The organism is Streptomyces sp. NPDC005728 (assembly GCF_040630895.1).
Classification (GTDB): Bacteria; Actinomycetota; Actinomycetes; order Streptomycetales; family Streptomycetaceae; genus Streptomyces.
In genome coordinates this window covers 1-14,639 of record NZ_JBEXYL010000030.1, presented here as the reverse complement: position 1 = coordinate 14,639, position 14,639 = coordinate 1, and the positions used below count along the sequence as shown (strand labels likewise).

The window sequence follows — 14,639 nt, the reverse complement described above, 5'->3', positions numbered from 1 at the left end:
TCTGCCTTCCGACGGTTCGGGGACCGGTGACCTACCAGCGCGTGGCGCCCAGGTCTCTGGAGATCGCCCGCGAGGCCTCACGGATCAGGGTGATCAGACTGGGGCGGGGGTGGCCCTGGCTGTCACAGATCCGCTCGATCGGCCCGGAGAGACCGACAGCGCCGACGACGAGACCGCCGTGCCCCCGGATCGGCGCGGCGATGCCGGCCTCTCCCATGCTCATTTCCTGGATCTCGGCGGCCCAGCCGAGTTCCCGGACCTCGGCGAGTGCCCGGGAGAGCTGCTCGGGCTCGACCAGGGTGTGCCGCGTGTACGCCTCCAGGCCCTCCTGCCGGGCCGGCTCCGGGGACGCGGCCCCGTAGGCCAGCAGCACCTTGCCCAGCGAGGAGGCGTGCAGCGGCAGCAGCGAGCCCACGTCCAGAGTCTGGAACGTGTCGTCCGGCCGGAACACGTGGTGGACGACGAGCACCATGCCCTCCAGGGGGGTGCCCAGGCGCACCGATTCCCCGCTGCGGGCGGCCAGGGCATCGGCCCAGTTGAGGGAGCGCGACCGCAACTCGTTGACGTCCAGGTAGCTCGTGCCGAGGTGCAGCAGAGCGGCCCCGAGCTGGTACTTCCCGGTCGCCGCGTCCTGCTCCACGAAGTCCACGTGCTGGAGGGTGCGCAGGATGCCGTGGGCGGTGCCCTTCGCCAGTCCGAGCGAGGCGGCCACCTCGCCGAGCCCGAGCCGACGGGGCCCGGCGGCGAGCAGCCGCAGGATCGCCGCCGCCCGTTCGATCGACTGGACTGGGCCGGCCATGAGGCGAGCCTATTACCGCCGGGGATGCTTCGCTCCACGGGCGGGCAGGGGCTCCGGCCTCGGACGGAGCCCGACCGTTCGGTAATGCCGACCGATGTTCATTGACCTGCCCCGTTTGTCTCCTTAACGTCTTTCCGAGGCCGGGAAGCGCCCCGGAAAGGGCGCCCGTCGGCAGGCACGTGGGAGGAGAGAACATGGCGGCACAGCTCAACACGCTGCTTCGGGAGGCATACGAGCACGTGTGCCCGCTGCCTCCTGTCGCCGGCGCCGTCCCCGCCGTACGCCGACGGGTGCGGGCGACCCTCGCCGACTGGCAGGTGTCCCCGGAGATCGTCGAGGACGCACTGCTGATGGTGTCGGAGCTGGTCACCAACGCGATCGTGCACGCCCTGCCGCCGGCGATGCTGCGGCTGTCGTGGGTCCGGGTCGAGGACCGCTGCACCCTGCACATCGAGGTCACCGACGCGGGATCCGCGCTCCCGGCCGGAGCGTCCCGTGTGGGGATCGACCCGTGCGAGCACGGCCGGGGCGAGATGATCGTGCACGCCCTCGCAGACCGTCACGGCATACGGGTGCACTCCGGCGGGGTCACCCGGTGGGCCGACCTCGTCACGCTGTGACCCGGGAGCGTTGACCGGGGCGCCACGGCGACCGGCTCGTCCACATCCTGCTTGCGCACCAGGAGCAACGCGGCGTCGTCGTGCAGCCGGCCGCCCACATGGGCCAGCAGTTCGTCGTGGAGCGCGGTGAGCGTGTGCGCCGGATCGTCCGACACGTGGCGGGCGACCCCCTCCGCCAGCGGATAGAACGCTCGCGTGTGATCGCGGGCCTCGGTGACCCCGTCGGTGTAGAGCAGCAGCTGGTCTCCGTCGGCGAAGGGAAGAGGCTGCAGGCGCGGGGTCTGGCCCGACAGGGCGCGCAGTCCGAGGGGCGGAGCGGGATGGGTCGGCTCCACGGCGACGACGTCGCCGGACGCGGATATCAGCAGCGGAGGGGCGTGCCCGCAGTTGACCACCTCCAGGAGCCCGGGCCGCGGGTATCCGGCGACCACGGCGGTGACGAAGTCGTCGCTGCCGAGGTTGCGGGCCAGGCTCCGCTCGATCCGGCCGACGACGGCGAGGAGGTCGGGTTCGTCGTAGGCGGCCTCGCGGAAGACACCGAGCACGAGTGCGGCGGTGCTCACGGCCGGCAGGCCCTTGCCGCGCACGTCGCCGACGATCAGCCGGACACCGTGCGGGGTGGACACCAGGGCGTAGAGATCCCCGCCGATACGGGCCTCTGCCGCGGCTGCGCTGTAGCGGACGGCGACCTGGAACGGGCCGACGGTCTCCGGTACGGGCTGGAGAAGGGCGTGCTGGGCGGCCTCGGCGACCGAGCGGACGGCCGCGAGGACCCGCTCCCGACGGCTCCGCAGCGCACTGGCCAGGGCGCTCGCCGCGGTGACGGCCAGCAGGGCGCACAGCACGGCCGCCAGCTCGCGAGCGGGAACCCCCTCGCCGGTGCCCAGCACCGCGCCCAGCACGGCGGCCAGGAGGCCGACGCAGAGCACGCCACGCGACCCGTTGGTGGCGGCGGCCAGTGCGGGTGCGGCCGCCAGCAGCGGCAGACAGATCATCCCCGACACCCCGGCGACGTCGACGAGGACGATGCCCACGACGACCAGCACCGGCATGGCGGCGGCCAACTGCCCGGCGGCACGCCGGGGGGCCGAGGCCCACGGACGGACCACTCGGTCACTGAACAGCCGCGTCTGCCGGCAGTCTCGGGCCTGGATCATGTGTCGTCCGCACTCCTCGCCTGTCAGGGGATACACACCCGGAATGTCCGTTTCATCTAGGAAACGGGCTGCTCGTAGGCGGCCACAAGGAGCGGATTTTCAGATAGTGAGCGAGAGGCCCCTGGTCACACGGCTCGCGGTCGGGAGCAGGCGCTCCCGGACCTCCTCGAGCCGGGACCGCCGCTCCACCGGCAGCGAGACGCCGAGCGAGCCGAGCATGTCCCCGCAGTAGACGGGCACGGCGACGCACACCGTACCGAGCGAGTACTCCTCCAGGTCCGTGACGGCCGGTGCCAGCGGGGACTCCTCCAGTCTGCGGAGCAGTTCCGGGGTGCTGGTGATGGTCCGTGGCGTGAGATCGGCCAGGTGGTGCCTGGACAGGTAGTCCCGGCGGGACTCGACGTCCAGTTCGCGCAGCACGGACTTGCCCAGCGCGGTGGCATGTCCGGCGTCCTCCATCCCCACCCAGAGGTCCACCCGTGGCGTCCGGGGGCTGTCGACGATCTCGGCGACCCTGATCTCGCCCTCCTCGTAGAAGGTGAGGTAGGCGGCGCCGCCCAGCTCGTCCCGCAGCGCGGCGAGTGTCGGGCGGACGCGGCTGAGCAGCGTCTGCACGTTGCCCGCCGCGTGCAGCGACCGCAGTTTGTCGCCCAGGACGAAGCCGCCGTCGTCCAGTTTGCGCAGATAGCCGTCGTGGACCAGCGTCCGCAGCAGGTGGTAGGCGGTGGCCAGGGGCAGCCCGGTCTCGCGTGCCAGCTGCTTCGCCGGCGCGCCGTTCTCGTGCGCGCTCACCGCCTCCAGCAGGCGGAAAGCCCGCTGCACGGACGTGATGAGCGTGGGGCCCTCCGGAGCGGCCATACGACCAGCGTGCGCCGGGCGCGCGGCGGCGGCAAGACAGGGGGTCACCCCGCGGGCGCAGCGAGGACCGTACGGCAGTCCAGCCATGCGTCGGTGGTCAGCAGGTCCTGGACGCGGGTGAACAGGGAGAGGAGTTCGGGGCCCCACCGGTCGCGGAAGGCGGGGTCGATGCGGGCGAGGTCGAGTTCGTTCGCGGCCGACAGTTCGGCGAAGTCGCGGCGCAGTCGTGGTTCCGGAACGCGGGAGCGGCCGGTGAAGCGGTCGTGGAAGGGGGCGTCGGGCCGGGCGAGGTCCGGGTAGGTGGCCGTCCGGTCGCAGGAGGCGTACGCGTAGACGATCTCCTCGGCCTCGGCACCGATCACCGCCGCCAGGTCCGTACGGCGGTCCAGGGGCAGCAGTCCGGTGGGGAAGCCGTCGGTGCCGTAGAACGCGTGGCAGAGACCGGCGAGCTGGAGGGCGGGGCGCGCCCGCCACAGCGCGAGCCGGTCCCTCACGCGGCCCAGGTGGGCGAGCAGGGTCCCGCCGGGGTGCGTGATGCCGTCGGCGCCCAGCTCCCGCAGGAGGGCCACCGCGCGGTCGGCGGCGCGGGACGCAGGCTCGGTGTTCGGGTCCATGCGGTGCTTCGTCCTTTCACGTCGTTTCGGGCCGGCGTCACGTCGCCACAGACCGGCCTCGCTTCGTTTCATGCCGGCGGGATGCCGGGGCGGAACTTGGGGACGCGCACGGTGATCTTCGTACCCGCCCCGACGCCGGTCTCGATCACCAGGCCGTGTTTGTCGCCGTAGACCTGGCGCAGTCGCATGTCCACGTTGCTCAGCCCGATGCCGGCGGACGGGCCGCCGCTGCCGCGCAGGAGGTCGCGCAGCCGCTGCGGGTCCATGCCGACGCCGTTGTCCTCGACGACGACCCGGGCCTCGGTGCCCTCGTCCTCGGCGATGATCGTGATGCGGCTGCGCTCGACGGACTCCTCCAGACCGTGTTTGAGCGCGTTCTCCACGAGCGGCTGGAGGCAGAGGAAGGGCAGGGTGACCGGCAGCACCTCGGGGGCGATCCGCAGGGTCACCTCGAGGCGTCTGCCGAAACGGGCGCGGGCGAGTTCGAGGTACTGCTCGATGGAGCGCAGCTCCTCGGCCAGGGTGGTGAAGTCGCCGCCCCGCCGGAACGAGTAGCGGGTGAAGTCGGCGAACTCCAGGAGGAGTTCGCGGGCCCGCTCGGGGTCGGTGCGGACGAACGAGGCGATGCTGGCCAGCGAGTTGTAGACGAAGTGCGGGGAGATCTGGGCGCGCAGGGCCCGGATCTCGGCCTCGATCACGCTGGAGCGGGCCCGGTCCAGCTCGGCCAGTTCGAGCTGCACGGTCACCCACCGGGCCACCTCTTCGGCGGCCCGCACCACACCGGCGGACTCCTGGTCGCCGAACGCGGCGAGCGTGCCGGGGGTCCGGCCGTCGACGCCGAGCGGTGCCGCGACCCCCCAGCGCACCGGACAGGTGTCGTTGCCGCAGGTCAGCGTGAAGGTCCGGGTGCGGCCGGTGCGCAGGGCGTGGGCGAGCTGTGCCTCGGCCTCGGCTCGGTGGTGGTCGCCGACACCGTCCCAGGCGAGCACGGACTCCTCGTCGGTGAGGGCGAGGGCGACCGTGCCGAGCAGGGGGCGCAGCCGCCGGGCCGCCTTGCGGGCCGTGTCGGGGGTGAGGCCCGCCCGCAGGGGCGGGGCGGCGAGCGAGGCCGTGTGCAGGGTGTGGAAGGTGGCCCGTTCGACGGGCGTGCCGGGCCCGGCCGGGTTCTCCTGCTGCCGGCGGGCGCCGGCATGTCCGAGGGCGGCGCCGAGAGCGAACAGGGCGAGCGCGGCGACAGCCAGGACCACGGTGCCGAGTGCGGTCACGGGCGGCGCTCCCGGGCTCGCTCCAGGCCCGTGGCCTGCGGCGCGGCCCCGCCGGGCAGCGCCTCGGGCAGATGGAGCCGGGCCATCGTGGCGGCGGCGCTCGCGGGGACGCGGTCCCGGGTGGCCAGGGAGATCAGCACCATCGCGGCGAAGCCCACCGGCACCGACCAGACCGCGGGCCAGGCCAGCAGGGTGTGCAGCCGGCCGGAGCGGGCCCCGCCCGCGATGGTCACCGTCACCGCGGTGAGCGCCGAGCCGCCGCCGAGGAGCAGGCCGGCGACCGCGCCGGGCGGCGTGAGGCCGCGCCACCAGATGCCGAGGAGGAGCAGCGGGCAGAACGAGGAGGCGGACACGGCGAAGGCGAGGCCGACCGCGTCGGCCACGGGCAGGTTGCTGACGACGGTGTTGGCGGCGGTGGGCACCGCGATCGCCGGCAGCGTCGCCCATCTGAAGTGCCGCACGCCGAGGGTCGGCAGCACATCCTGGGCGAGAACGCCGGCGACGGACATGGTGAGTCCGGAGACGGTGGACAGGAACGCCGCGCAGGCACCGCCCGCGACCAGGGCGCCGAGCAGGTCGCCGCCGGCTCCGCCGATCAGCCGCTGCGGCAGGACGAGGACCGCCGCGTCCGTGTCGCCGGTGAGCAGCAGGTCGGGGGCGTAGAGCCGACCGAGCGCGCCGTAGAGGGGGATCAGCAGGTAGAAGGCGCCGAGCAGGCCGAGTACGACGACGGTGGTGCGGCGGGCGGCGCGTCCGTCGGGGTTGGTGTAGAAGCGCACGACGACGTGCGGCAGCCCCATGGTGCCGAGGAAGGTGGCGAGGATCAGCCCGTAGGTGGAGTACAGGCTGTGCTGTTCGCGGCCGGCCGACAGGGGCTTGGCCCAGCTCGACGGGGCCGTGTGGTGGCCGCCCTCGTGGGGTACGGGTACGCGGGCGCCGGGCGGGAAGCGCACGGTGGTGTCGGCGCCGATCCGGTGGGTGCCGGTGTCCAGGGTGAACGGGCCGCCGCGCAGGTCCTGTCCGTCGACCGTTCCGGTCGCGGTGACGCGGACCGGTTCGTGCACGGTGACGGTGAGCGGGCTGTCGACGCGCACCTGGGTGGAGCGCTGGAAGACGGGCCGTTCGTCCCAGGCCGGGGCCGGTGTGTGGTCCGCGCGCCAGGCGAGCAGCAGGAACACGGCGGGCACCAGCAGGGCGGTGAGCTTCAGCCAGTACTGGAACGCCTGGACGAAGGTGATGCTGCGCATGCCTCCGGCGGCCACCGCCAAGGTCACCACGCCCGCGACGACCAGGCCGCCGAACCAGCTGGGCGCGCCGGTGAGCAGCCGCAGCGTCAGTCCGGCACCGCGCAGCTGGGGCAGCAGGTAGAGCCAGCCGACGCCGACGACGAGCACGCTCGCGATCCGCCGGACGGCCCGCGACTCCAGTCGTGCCTCGGCGAAGTCGGGCAGGGTGTAGGCGCCGGACCGGCGCAGCGGGGCGGCGACGAAGGCCAGCAGGACGAGGAACCCGGCGGTGTAGCCGATGGGGAACCACAGCATGTCGACGCCCTGGGCGAGGACGAGGCCGGCGACGCCGAGGAAGGAGGCGGCGGACAGGTACTCGCCGCTGACCGCGAACGCGTTGAGCCGCGGCGGAACGCTGCGCGAGGCGACGTAGAAGTCGGAGGTGGTCCGGGAGACGCGCAGGCCCAGCGCGCCGACGAGCACCGTGGCGAGGACCACGGCCGACACACCGGCTATTCCGTACGTCTGGTTCAACGCGCGGTCACGTCACCCTCGTTGCGCTCGGCGCGGCGGACGTACCAGGCTCCCGTGCACAGCAGGGCCGGATACGGTGCGACGCCCAGGACGAGCCAGACGGCGAGCGGGACGCTCGGCCAGGTGCGCGCGAGCGGAAGGACGCGCAGGAGCACGGGGAGCAGGCCGAGCGAGACCGCGAGCAGGGCCGTCGCCGTGAGGGCGGCGCGCAGCTGACGGCGCATCAGCGCGGTCACGGCGGTGTCGTCGGTGCCGGGGGCGCTCGCCGGGCGGGGCTGCGGGAGGCCGGCGAGGTCGGTGCGGGGCCGTCCGGTGACCACCTCTCTGCGAGGGACGGATTCCGCACCCATGACGCACTCCCCGAGGCCGCGGTGATCACCTTGTTGCGGCGAGTGTACGCAGCGCACGATCGGTGAGGTAGACGGCGGACGAGGTTCGGCACCCGCTCACCACGGCCGCCTCCGGTCAGCGCGACCGCCCCACCGCGCCCTGGGCCTGCCGGGCCAGCAGATCCCGTAGTTCCCGGGCGTTGCGGCGGCTCACGGTGAGGATCCGGTCGCCGATCCGGACGGTCAGGTTGCCACCGTCCAGGCGCAGTTCCTCGATGCGGCCGAGGGCGACGAGACGGCTGCGGTGGATACGGACGAACCCGCGCGAGCGCCACTGTTCCTCCAGGGCGGACAGCGGGATCCGCACCAGGTGACTGCCGTGCGGGGTGTGCAGGCGCGCGTAGTCACCCTGCGCCTCGACATAGGTGATGTCGGCGATGGGGACGAACCGTGTCACGCCGCCCAGTTCCACGGGGACCTGGTCACCGAGGGCATGGGCCGGGCCCTGCACGGCCCGGGTCAGCTCGGCGACGCGCCGTACGGCCTCCGAGAAGCGCTCCTTGCGCAGGGGCTTGAGCAGGTAGTCCACGGCCTTGAGGTCGAACGCGCGGAGCGCGAAGTCCTCGTGGGCGGTGACGAAGACGATCAGCGGCGGTGCGGCGAAGCGGCCGAGCAGCTCCGCCATGCCGAGGCCGCCGGGGCCGGGCATGTTGATGTCGAGGAAGACGACGTCGAAGGCCTCGGGCCCGTCCGGCCCCGCCGCCCCGGCCCGTTCGAGCAGGCGCAGCGCCTCCGTGGCGTCCAGGGCGGGCACGACGGTGCCGACCCGCGGGTCCTCGCCCAGGAGGTACAGCAGTTCCTCGAGCGCGGGTTCCTCGTCGTCCACCGCCAGTACGCGCAACATCTCCGGCAAACTCCTCGTCTCCGCTTTCCTGCGCACACCCAGGGTGTCAGTCCGGCAGCCGCATGCGTACCCTCTCGCCCGGCCCGACGCGTACCACGCGGTCCGGCAGCCGGATGTCGATGGGCGTGGGGCCGGAGGCCTTCGGCATGGCGGCCTCCAGCTGGCCGGAGCGCAGGCGCAGGCGTACGCCCCAGTGGCCCTGGTAGCGCAGGGAGAAGCCGTAGGAGGAGAGTTCCGGGAGCGGGACCGGGTCGAGCCACAGCTCGCCCTCGCGGGTCTCCAGGCCGGTGAGGCAGCGCTGGACGAGGTCGAGGGTGCCGGCCATGGCGCCGAGGTGGATGCCCTCGCCGGTGGTGCCGCCCTGGACGTCGGCGATGTCACCGCGCAGGGCCTCCTGGACGAAGGTCCAGGCGTCGGCGCGGCGGGCGCGGGCCAGGATCCAGCCGTGGACCAGGCCGCTGAGGGTGGAACCGTGGGTGGTGCGGTGCAGGTAGTGGTCGACCGTCGCGGTCCACGTGTCCTCGTCGAGGCGGTGGCCCAACCGGGCGAAGAGCGCGTGGAGTTCGGCCGGTGAGAAGAGGTAGCCGAGCATCAGGACGTCGGCCTGTTTGGACGCCTTGTAGCGGTTGACGGTGTCGCCCTCCGCCTCCAGGATCCGGTCCAGGCGGCGGATGTCGCCGTACCGCTCGCGGTAGCCGTGCCAGTCCAGCTCGGCGAGATCGCCGTACCCCTCGAACTGGCTGATCACGCCGTCGTGGAAGGGCACGTGGAGGGTGCGGGAGACCTCCTCCCAGCGGGCGAGCTCGTCCTCCGTGAGGCCCGTGCTCTCGGTGAGTTCGCGCCGGCGCGGCTCGGGCAGGGTGCGCAGCAGGCCGAGGGTGCGAGTGAGCACCCAGGCGGCGGTGACGTTGGTGTACGCGTTGTCGTCCAGTCCGGGTCCGGGCGCGTCGGGGTAGCCGTCGTGGTACTCGTCGGGCCCGACCACGCCCCGGATGCGGTGCCGGCCGAGATGCTCGTCGTAGCCGGCCGAGTCGGCCCAGAAGCGGGCGATCTCCAGCAGCATCTCGGCGCCCTCGGTGTGCAGGAAGTCGGTGTCGCCGCCGGCCTCGCAGTACTGCCACACGTTGTACGCCACCGCCGAGCCGACGTGCCGCTGGAGCCGCGAGTGGTCGGGCAGCCAGCGGCCCGAGCGGGGGTTGAGGTGCAGTTCCTGGGTCTCCTCGCGGCCGTCGCTGCCGCTCTGCCACGGGTACAGGGCACCGCGCCGGCCGGCCTCGCGGGCGGCGTGCCGGGCCGCGTCCAGGCGGCGGTGGCGGTAGTGGAGCAGGGCGCGGGAGACCTCGGGCAGGTGGAGGTTGAGGTAGGGCAGGACGAACAGCTCGTCCCAGAAGACGTGTCCCCGGTACGCCTCGCCGTGCAGTCCGCGCGCGGGCACGCCGACGTCGAGGTCCGCCGTGTGCGGGGACAGGGTCTGCAGCACGTGGAAGAGGTGCAGGCGCAGGATGCGGCCGGGATCTCCGGGGACGTCGAGTTCGGCCCGCCGCCACAGCTGCTCCCAGGCCGTGACGTGCGAGGCGAGCAGGTCGTCGAAGCCGGGCGCGTCGGTGACGCGGTCGACGGCCGCGCACAGCGGGTCGCTGATGGCGGGGTCGTGGGAGGTGTGCAGGGCGACGGTCTTGTCGACGGTCGCCGTGCGGCCCGGCGTCAGGGAGAGACGAAGGCGCTGTACGGCCCGCTGCGCCTCGTGCGCGTCGGACACCGGGGCGCCGGCGGTGAGCCGCGAGGCGAGCCCGACGACGATGTCGGAGGTACGGGTACGGCAGCGCAGCCATGCCGTGCCGGGTGCGGCGCCGCCCGTCTCGACGTGGGTGAGGTGCCGTCCGTCCAGGTCCCGGTACCGGGCCACCCCCGAGTTGGTGACGCGCCCGTCGAGCGCGGCCTCGACGTCCAGCTCGGCGCCGGCGCCCTCGGTGGTGAAGTCGGTGCGCAGCGCGGCGAGATGCGGGTCGGCCATGTGGACGAGGCGGAGCTGGCGGACGAGGAGCGTGCCGCCGTTGCCTAGCCGGTAACGGGTGCGGCGTTCCAGGACGCCCGGGTCCAGGTGGAGGGCCAGGTGGTGCTCGGTGACCGGGGCGGTGTCGGGGGTGAGCCAGTCGTGGCCCGCGGGGCGGAAGCGGAGCGGCAGCCAGTCGGGGAGGTTGACCATGTCCTCGTTCTCGACCCGGCGCCCGGCGATCTCGGAGGTGAGCCGGTTGTAGCAGCCGGCCGCATAGGTGCCGGGGTAGTGCACGGCGTCCGCGGTGCACTCGGGCAGCGCTCCGCGGGAGGCGAAGCAGCCGTTGCCCAGGGTGCACAGGGACTCCCGCAGGCGCTCCTCCGCAGGGTCGTATCCGTCGTACTCCCACAGCAGACCCGTCACCGGTGCGGCCTCCCGTCCTCCTCGGTCCAGTCTGCCCCGATGTCGGGAGATCGGCCTGCGGAGGGGGACGACGGACGGGGACGTCGTGTCCCCGCCCGTCGCTCCGCTCAGGGGTAGCTGACGAGGTTGGCCACGTTGGTGGACGAGTTCGAGGGTCCTCCGGTGTTGTTGATGACGTGGCTGATCGTTCCGGTGCCGCCGAGGGAGACGGTCAGCATGCTGGTGAAGCGGACGTTCGCGTTGTTCGGTGCCTCGACGGCGTGCGCGGCGGTCACGCCCGGGTTGACGTTGAAGTAGCAGTAGCTGCCGAGGCCGTAGGCCTGGTGGCTGGTGACGGAGTCGGCGACCTTGTAGGCGGCGTAGCCCTGGGTGGAGCCGTTCATCCAGGCCGACTGGTTGGGCGGGTCGTACGGCATCTCGTTCTGGTAGAAGTACGTGCGGCCGCCGTTGCCGTTCCAGATGGTCTGGTACTTCTGGAAGTGCTCCACGAACAGGCCGTACATGGTGACGTTGTCGCCGTTGACGACGAGTCCGGTGTCCGCGGTGTTGCTGGTCCAGCCGACGCCGCTGCCGTGGTCGGCGCGCCAGATCCACATGTGGTCGCCGATGACGTTGTCGCTGTTGACGACGAGGCTGGTGGTCGCCTTTCCGACGCCCGCGCCGCCGACGCGGAAGTACACGTCGTGCAGGGAGGTCGGGTCCGAGGCGTGGGAGGCGGAGGAGCTGCCGGGGCCGACCTCCACCAGGGTGGTGGAGTTGGTCGTGCCGGCGTCGAAGAGCAGGCCGGCGATCTTGACTCCGTCGACGTCGGCCACCTTCATGGCGGTGATGCCGTTGTCCGGGACGAACGTGGCGAGGCCCAGACCGAGGACGACGGTGTCGGCCCGGTTCACGTTCAGCGTCTGGTCGAGATGGTAGACGCCCGGCGTGACCAGCAGGTTCTGGCCCGCGGCCAGCGCCGCGTTGATCTGCGCGGCGGTGGCACCCGGCTTCACGACGTAGAACCGGCTCAGCGGCAGCGAGCTGCCCGAGACCCCGTTCGCCCAGCTGGTGCCGCTGGAGTCGGAGCGCAGGGACGGCACGAACACCTGGTAGGCGCCCGAGCCGTCGACGTACAGGAACGGCTTCTCCCGGCTGACCGGGGTCCGGGCGACCGTCGTGTAGGGCGGGTTGGGGAAGCTGGTGCCCGGGACGCCCTGGCTGCCGGCGAAGACCATGTTCCAGTTGGAGCCGGTCCAGCTGCCGAGCTGCGAGTTGCGGGTCAGCCACTGCTGCTGGCTGCCGGAGTTGACCTGCCCGTCGATCCTGCTGTCGGCGAGGAGACCGCCGCTGGACCAGCCGCCGTCGTCCAGGGCGAGGTTGCCGCGCAGATGCATCCGACGGTACGCCGCCGCCTGCGAGACCGCCCAGCGGTCGCTGCCGCCCGTGGGGTTGACCGACAGGTTCTCGGCGCCGCGCCAGAAGTTCTGCGTCGCGTTGCCCTGGAACCAGTCGGCCTCCGCGTGCACCGCACCGTTGACCGTCACCGCGTCCGGGGTCAGGCCGAGACCCGCGACCTGGGTGTAGAAGCCGACGTTGACGTCCGCGCTGTAGGAGCCGGGCTTGAACAGCACGGCGTAGCGCTGGGAGCCGAACTGGTTGGTCTCCTGCTGCTGGAAGATCGAGTTCAGTCTGCTCCGGATGGTCGAGGGCGACATCGACGGATCGAACACGACGACGTCGGGGCCGAGGTCGGGGTCGCTCGTGGACTGGGTCACCGGGACCACCTGGAAGCGCTGGGCGGCGGAGCCGTTGCAGGTGTACTGCACGAACTGCACGCTGTCCGCGAGCGAGGCGCCCGGATCGTCCAGGCACTTGCCGCTGCCCCGGTTGACGAGGTGGTAGGCGCCGCCGCCGTCGTCCACGGGCAGCCACTGCTGGTTGGCGCCGCCGCCGTAGGTCCACAGGTGGACCTGGGCGTTGTCGGCGGTGGAGACGTCGGCGACGTCCACGACCTGATCGGTGCTGTTGCCGTTGCCGATACGGACGTAACCGTCGCTGGTCGCGGTGAGGCTCCACTGCTGTGCCGTGGTGCCGTTGCAGGCGTACTGCTGCACGACGGTGCCGTTGGCGGTGCCGGCCGCCTTGGCGTCCAGGCACCTGCCGCTCGCGGCGTTCATGACGGTGGCGAGGCCGGTGGGCAGGGCGGAGGTCGCGGCGCGCACGGGTGCGCCGGTGAGCAGGGACGCGGCCGCTACGGCGACCAGCGCGGCCGCGGTGGATCTGCCGCGGCGGGAGAGGCGAGGCACGGGTTCTCCTTGCAGGGGTACCGGGAGTGTGGGGGGGTCAGCCGGTGTAGCCGGCGAAGACGCGGGTGTAGTCCCAGTCGGACTGGGAGACACCCGAGCAGCTGTCGGCGGGGCCGCCTGTGCAGGGCCGGTCGCGGTTGGCCGACCAGAAGGTGAGCCGGGCCAGGTGGTGCTGCTGGGCGTAGGCCAGGATGGTCCGGAAGTCGTTCACCGTGACGGTCTCGTTGTTGTCGGTGATGCCGTTCATGGACGAGATGCCCATGTCCCGGTAGGCCTGGTCGTCGCTGTAGTGATACGCGTTCTTCAGCGCGTTCTTCAGGCCTTCGGCGGCCTGCGCGGTGAGGTTGCCCATGTTCTGTCCGGCGCCGCCGAAGTCGAACGGCATGATCGCCCAGGCGTCGGCGGTCAGGCCGGAGGAGGCGGCCCGGTTGATGAGGCCGGTGTCGGGTCCGCTCTGCCCGGTGCCGATGGTGATGTACACCTTCAGGCCGGGGTTGTCGGCCTTCACGCTCTTGAGTGCGTCCACCGTGCGCTGCTGCACGGTGGGGTTGCTGTAGGCGTCGGCCTCGAGGTCGATGTCGATCGCCTTGAGGCCGTAGGTGTTGATCACCTTCTGGTAGGCGGCGGCGAGTTCGCCCGCGCTGGAGCAGGAGCTCTCCAGCTTGTTGCCGCTGTAGCCGCCGAAGGACGGGATGACGTCACCGCCGCCCGCCCGGACGGTGTTGACGGTCTGCTGGTCGACGCCGCCGGTCAGCGGGCGGCTGCCGTCCCACTGGGGGTTGCAGTAGCCGTTGCTGAGGACGAAGGCGAGGGTGAAGTACTTGACCCCGGTGGCGTTGGTGATCGTGGCGGGGCTGGGCGGGCTGCCCCAGCCGTTGTAGAGGTAGGGCGCCACGGCCATCGGTGCGGAGGGGGTGGTGCCGCCGTCCGCCGCGGGCGCGTTCCACTTCTGGTTGGCGCCGCCGCCGCAGCTCCAGATCTGGCTCCGGGTGCCGTTGGCGGAGGTGTTGCCGGTGACGTCCAGGCACTTGTTCGCCTGCGGGTTGACGATGTCGTGGGCGGCGGTGACCGTCCACTTCTGGTTCGCACCGCCGGTACAGCTCCACAGCTGCACCTTGGCGCCGTCGGTGGTCGAGTTGCCGGTCACGTCCAGGCACTTGCCGAGCGCACGGATGGTGCCGTCACTGCCGACGGTCCACTGCTGGGCGGACGTGCCGTTGCAGTCGTAGATCTGGACGGCCGTGCCGTCGGCGGAGTTGGCGCCGGCGACGTCGAGGCACTTTCCGGCGAGGCCGGTGACGGTGCCGGTGGCGGCCGCGGCGGGGGTGGCGGTGAGCAGGCCGGTGGCGAGGGACAGGGCGGCGAGCGAGACGGCTGCGGGGAGTGGTCTGGCCATGTGCGGGGCGGCCTTTCGCGTGGGGGTGGCCGGAGCGCGGGCCCAACACGGAAGTGACAGCGGGGTGTTGAGTGCATCCGGAGTCTTTATTTAAGGCGTGAAGTTAAAGGTCCGGACCAGTGGAGTCAAGGGGTTGCACATGGGTCATGCACTTGGACCGTCGTCACATCAACCTCCCGCTCGGCGAACTGCGTGGGATTCAGCACCGCGTACCGTCCGCCCCCCCCCAG

Annotated in this window: 12 protein-coding genes; 1 reads left to right on the top strand and 11 read right to left on the bottom strand. The window is 72.2% G+C overall.

Annotated features, from left to right (window positions below):
* Positions 1-31: 31 nt before the first annotated feature.
* The gene (locus tag ABZ471_RS21240; RefSeq protein WP_359068330.1) at positions 32-799 is read right to left on the bottom strand and encodes an IclR family transcriptional regulator; all 768 of its coding nucleotides are present in this window, start codon (positions 797-799) and stop codon (positions 32-34) included.
* Between the two features lie 194 nt (positions 800-993).
* Between ABZ471_RS21240 and ABZ471_RS21235 the strand changes: the two genes are divergently transcribed.
* Positions 994-1,419: an ATP-binding protein gene (locus tag ABZ471_RS21235; RefSeq protein WP_359068329.1), complete on the top strand. Its 426-nt coding sequence runs from the start codon at positions 994-996 to the stop codon at positions 1,417-1,419.
* Here ABZ471_RS21235 and ABZ471_RS21230 read toward each other — a convergent pair.
* From ABZ471_RS21230 to ABZ471_RS21185, 10 genes are all read right to left on the bottom strand, one after another.
* Positions 1,359-2,471 (bottom strand): PP2C family protein-serine/threonine phosphatase, encoded by a 1,113-nt coding sequence (locus ABZ471_RS21230; protein WP_359068402.1) that lies wholly within the window; start codon positions 2,469-2,471, stop codon positions 1,359-1,361. The genes ABZ471_RS21235 and ABZ471_RS21230 overlap by 61 nt on opposite strands.
* A 204-nt stretch (positions 2,472-2,675) precedes the next feature.
* Positions 2,676-3,434 (bottom strand): IclR family transcriptional regulator, encoded by a 759-nt coding sequence (locus ABZ471_RS21225; RefSeq protein ID WP_359068328.1) that lies wholly within the window; start codon positions 3,432-3,434, stop codon positions 2,676-2,678.
* A 44-nt stretch (positions 3,435-3,478) separates the two neighbouring features.
* Positions 3,479-4,048: a DUF6817 domain-containing protein gene (locus ABZ471_RS21220; RefSeq protein ID WP_359068327.1), complete on the bottom strand. Its 570-nt coding sequence runs from the start codon at positions 4,046-4,048 to the stop codon at positions 3,479-3,481.
* A gap of 68 nt (positions 4,049-4,116) precedes the next feature.
* Positions 4,117-5,313, bottom strand: a complete 1,197-nt coding sequence (locus tag ABZ471_RS21215; RefSeq protein ID WP_359068326.1) for a histidine kinase — start codon at positions 5,311-5,313, stop codon at positions 4,117-4,119.
* Entirely contained in the window at positions 5,310-7,073 is a 1,764-nt protein-coding gene (locus ABZ471_RS21210; RefSeq protein ID WP_359068325.1) for a cation acetate symporter, read from the bottom strand. Before ABZ471_RS21210 ends, ABZ471_RS21215 begins: the two co-directional genes overlap by 4 nt.
* Positions 7,070-7,423: a hypothetical protein gene (locus ABZ471_RS21205; RefSeq protein WP_359068324.1), complete on the bottom strand. Its 354-nt coding sequence runs from the start codon at positions 7,421-7,423 to the stop codon at positions 7,070-7,072. Before ABZ471_RS21205 ends, ABZ471_RS21210 begins: the two co-directional genes overlap by 4 nt.
* Before the next feature lie 115 nt (positions 7,424-7,538).
* Positions 7,539-8,306: a LytTR family DNA-binding domain-containing protein gene (locus tag ABZ471_RS21200; protein WP_359068323.1), complete on the bottom strand. Its 768-nt coding sequence runs from the start codon at positions 8,304-8,306 to the stop codon at positions 7,539-7,541.
* 46 nt (positions 8,307-8,352) lie between these two features.
* Positions 8,353-10,725: a glycosyl hydrolase family 65 protein gene (locus tag ABZ471_RS21195; RefSeq protein WP_359068322.1), complete on the bottom strand. Its 2,373-nt coding sequence runs from the start codon at positions 10,723-10,725 to the stop codon at positions 8,353-8,355.
* A gap of 107 nt (positions 10,726-10,832) precedes the next feature.
* A complete protein-coding gene (locus ABZ471_RS21190) occupies positions 10,833-13,013 on the bottom strand; it encodes an RICIN domain-containing protein (RefSeq protein WP_359068321.1) in 2,181 nt (726 codons plus the stop codon).
* A 37-nt stretch (positions 13,014-13,050) separates the two neighbouring features.
* Positions 13,051-14,409 carry a lectin gene (locus tag ABZ471_RS21185; RefSeq protein ID WP_359068320.1) on the bottom strand — a complete coding sequence of 453 codons (1,359 nt, stop codon included), beginning with the start codon at positions 14,407-14,409 and terminating at the stop codon, positions 13,051-13,053.
* Positions 14,410-14,639 lie beyond the last annotated feature (230 nt).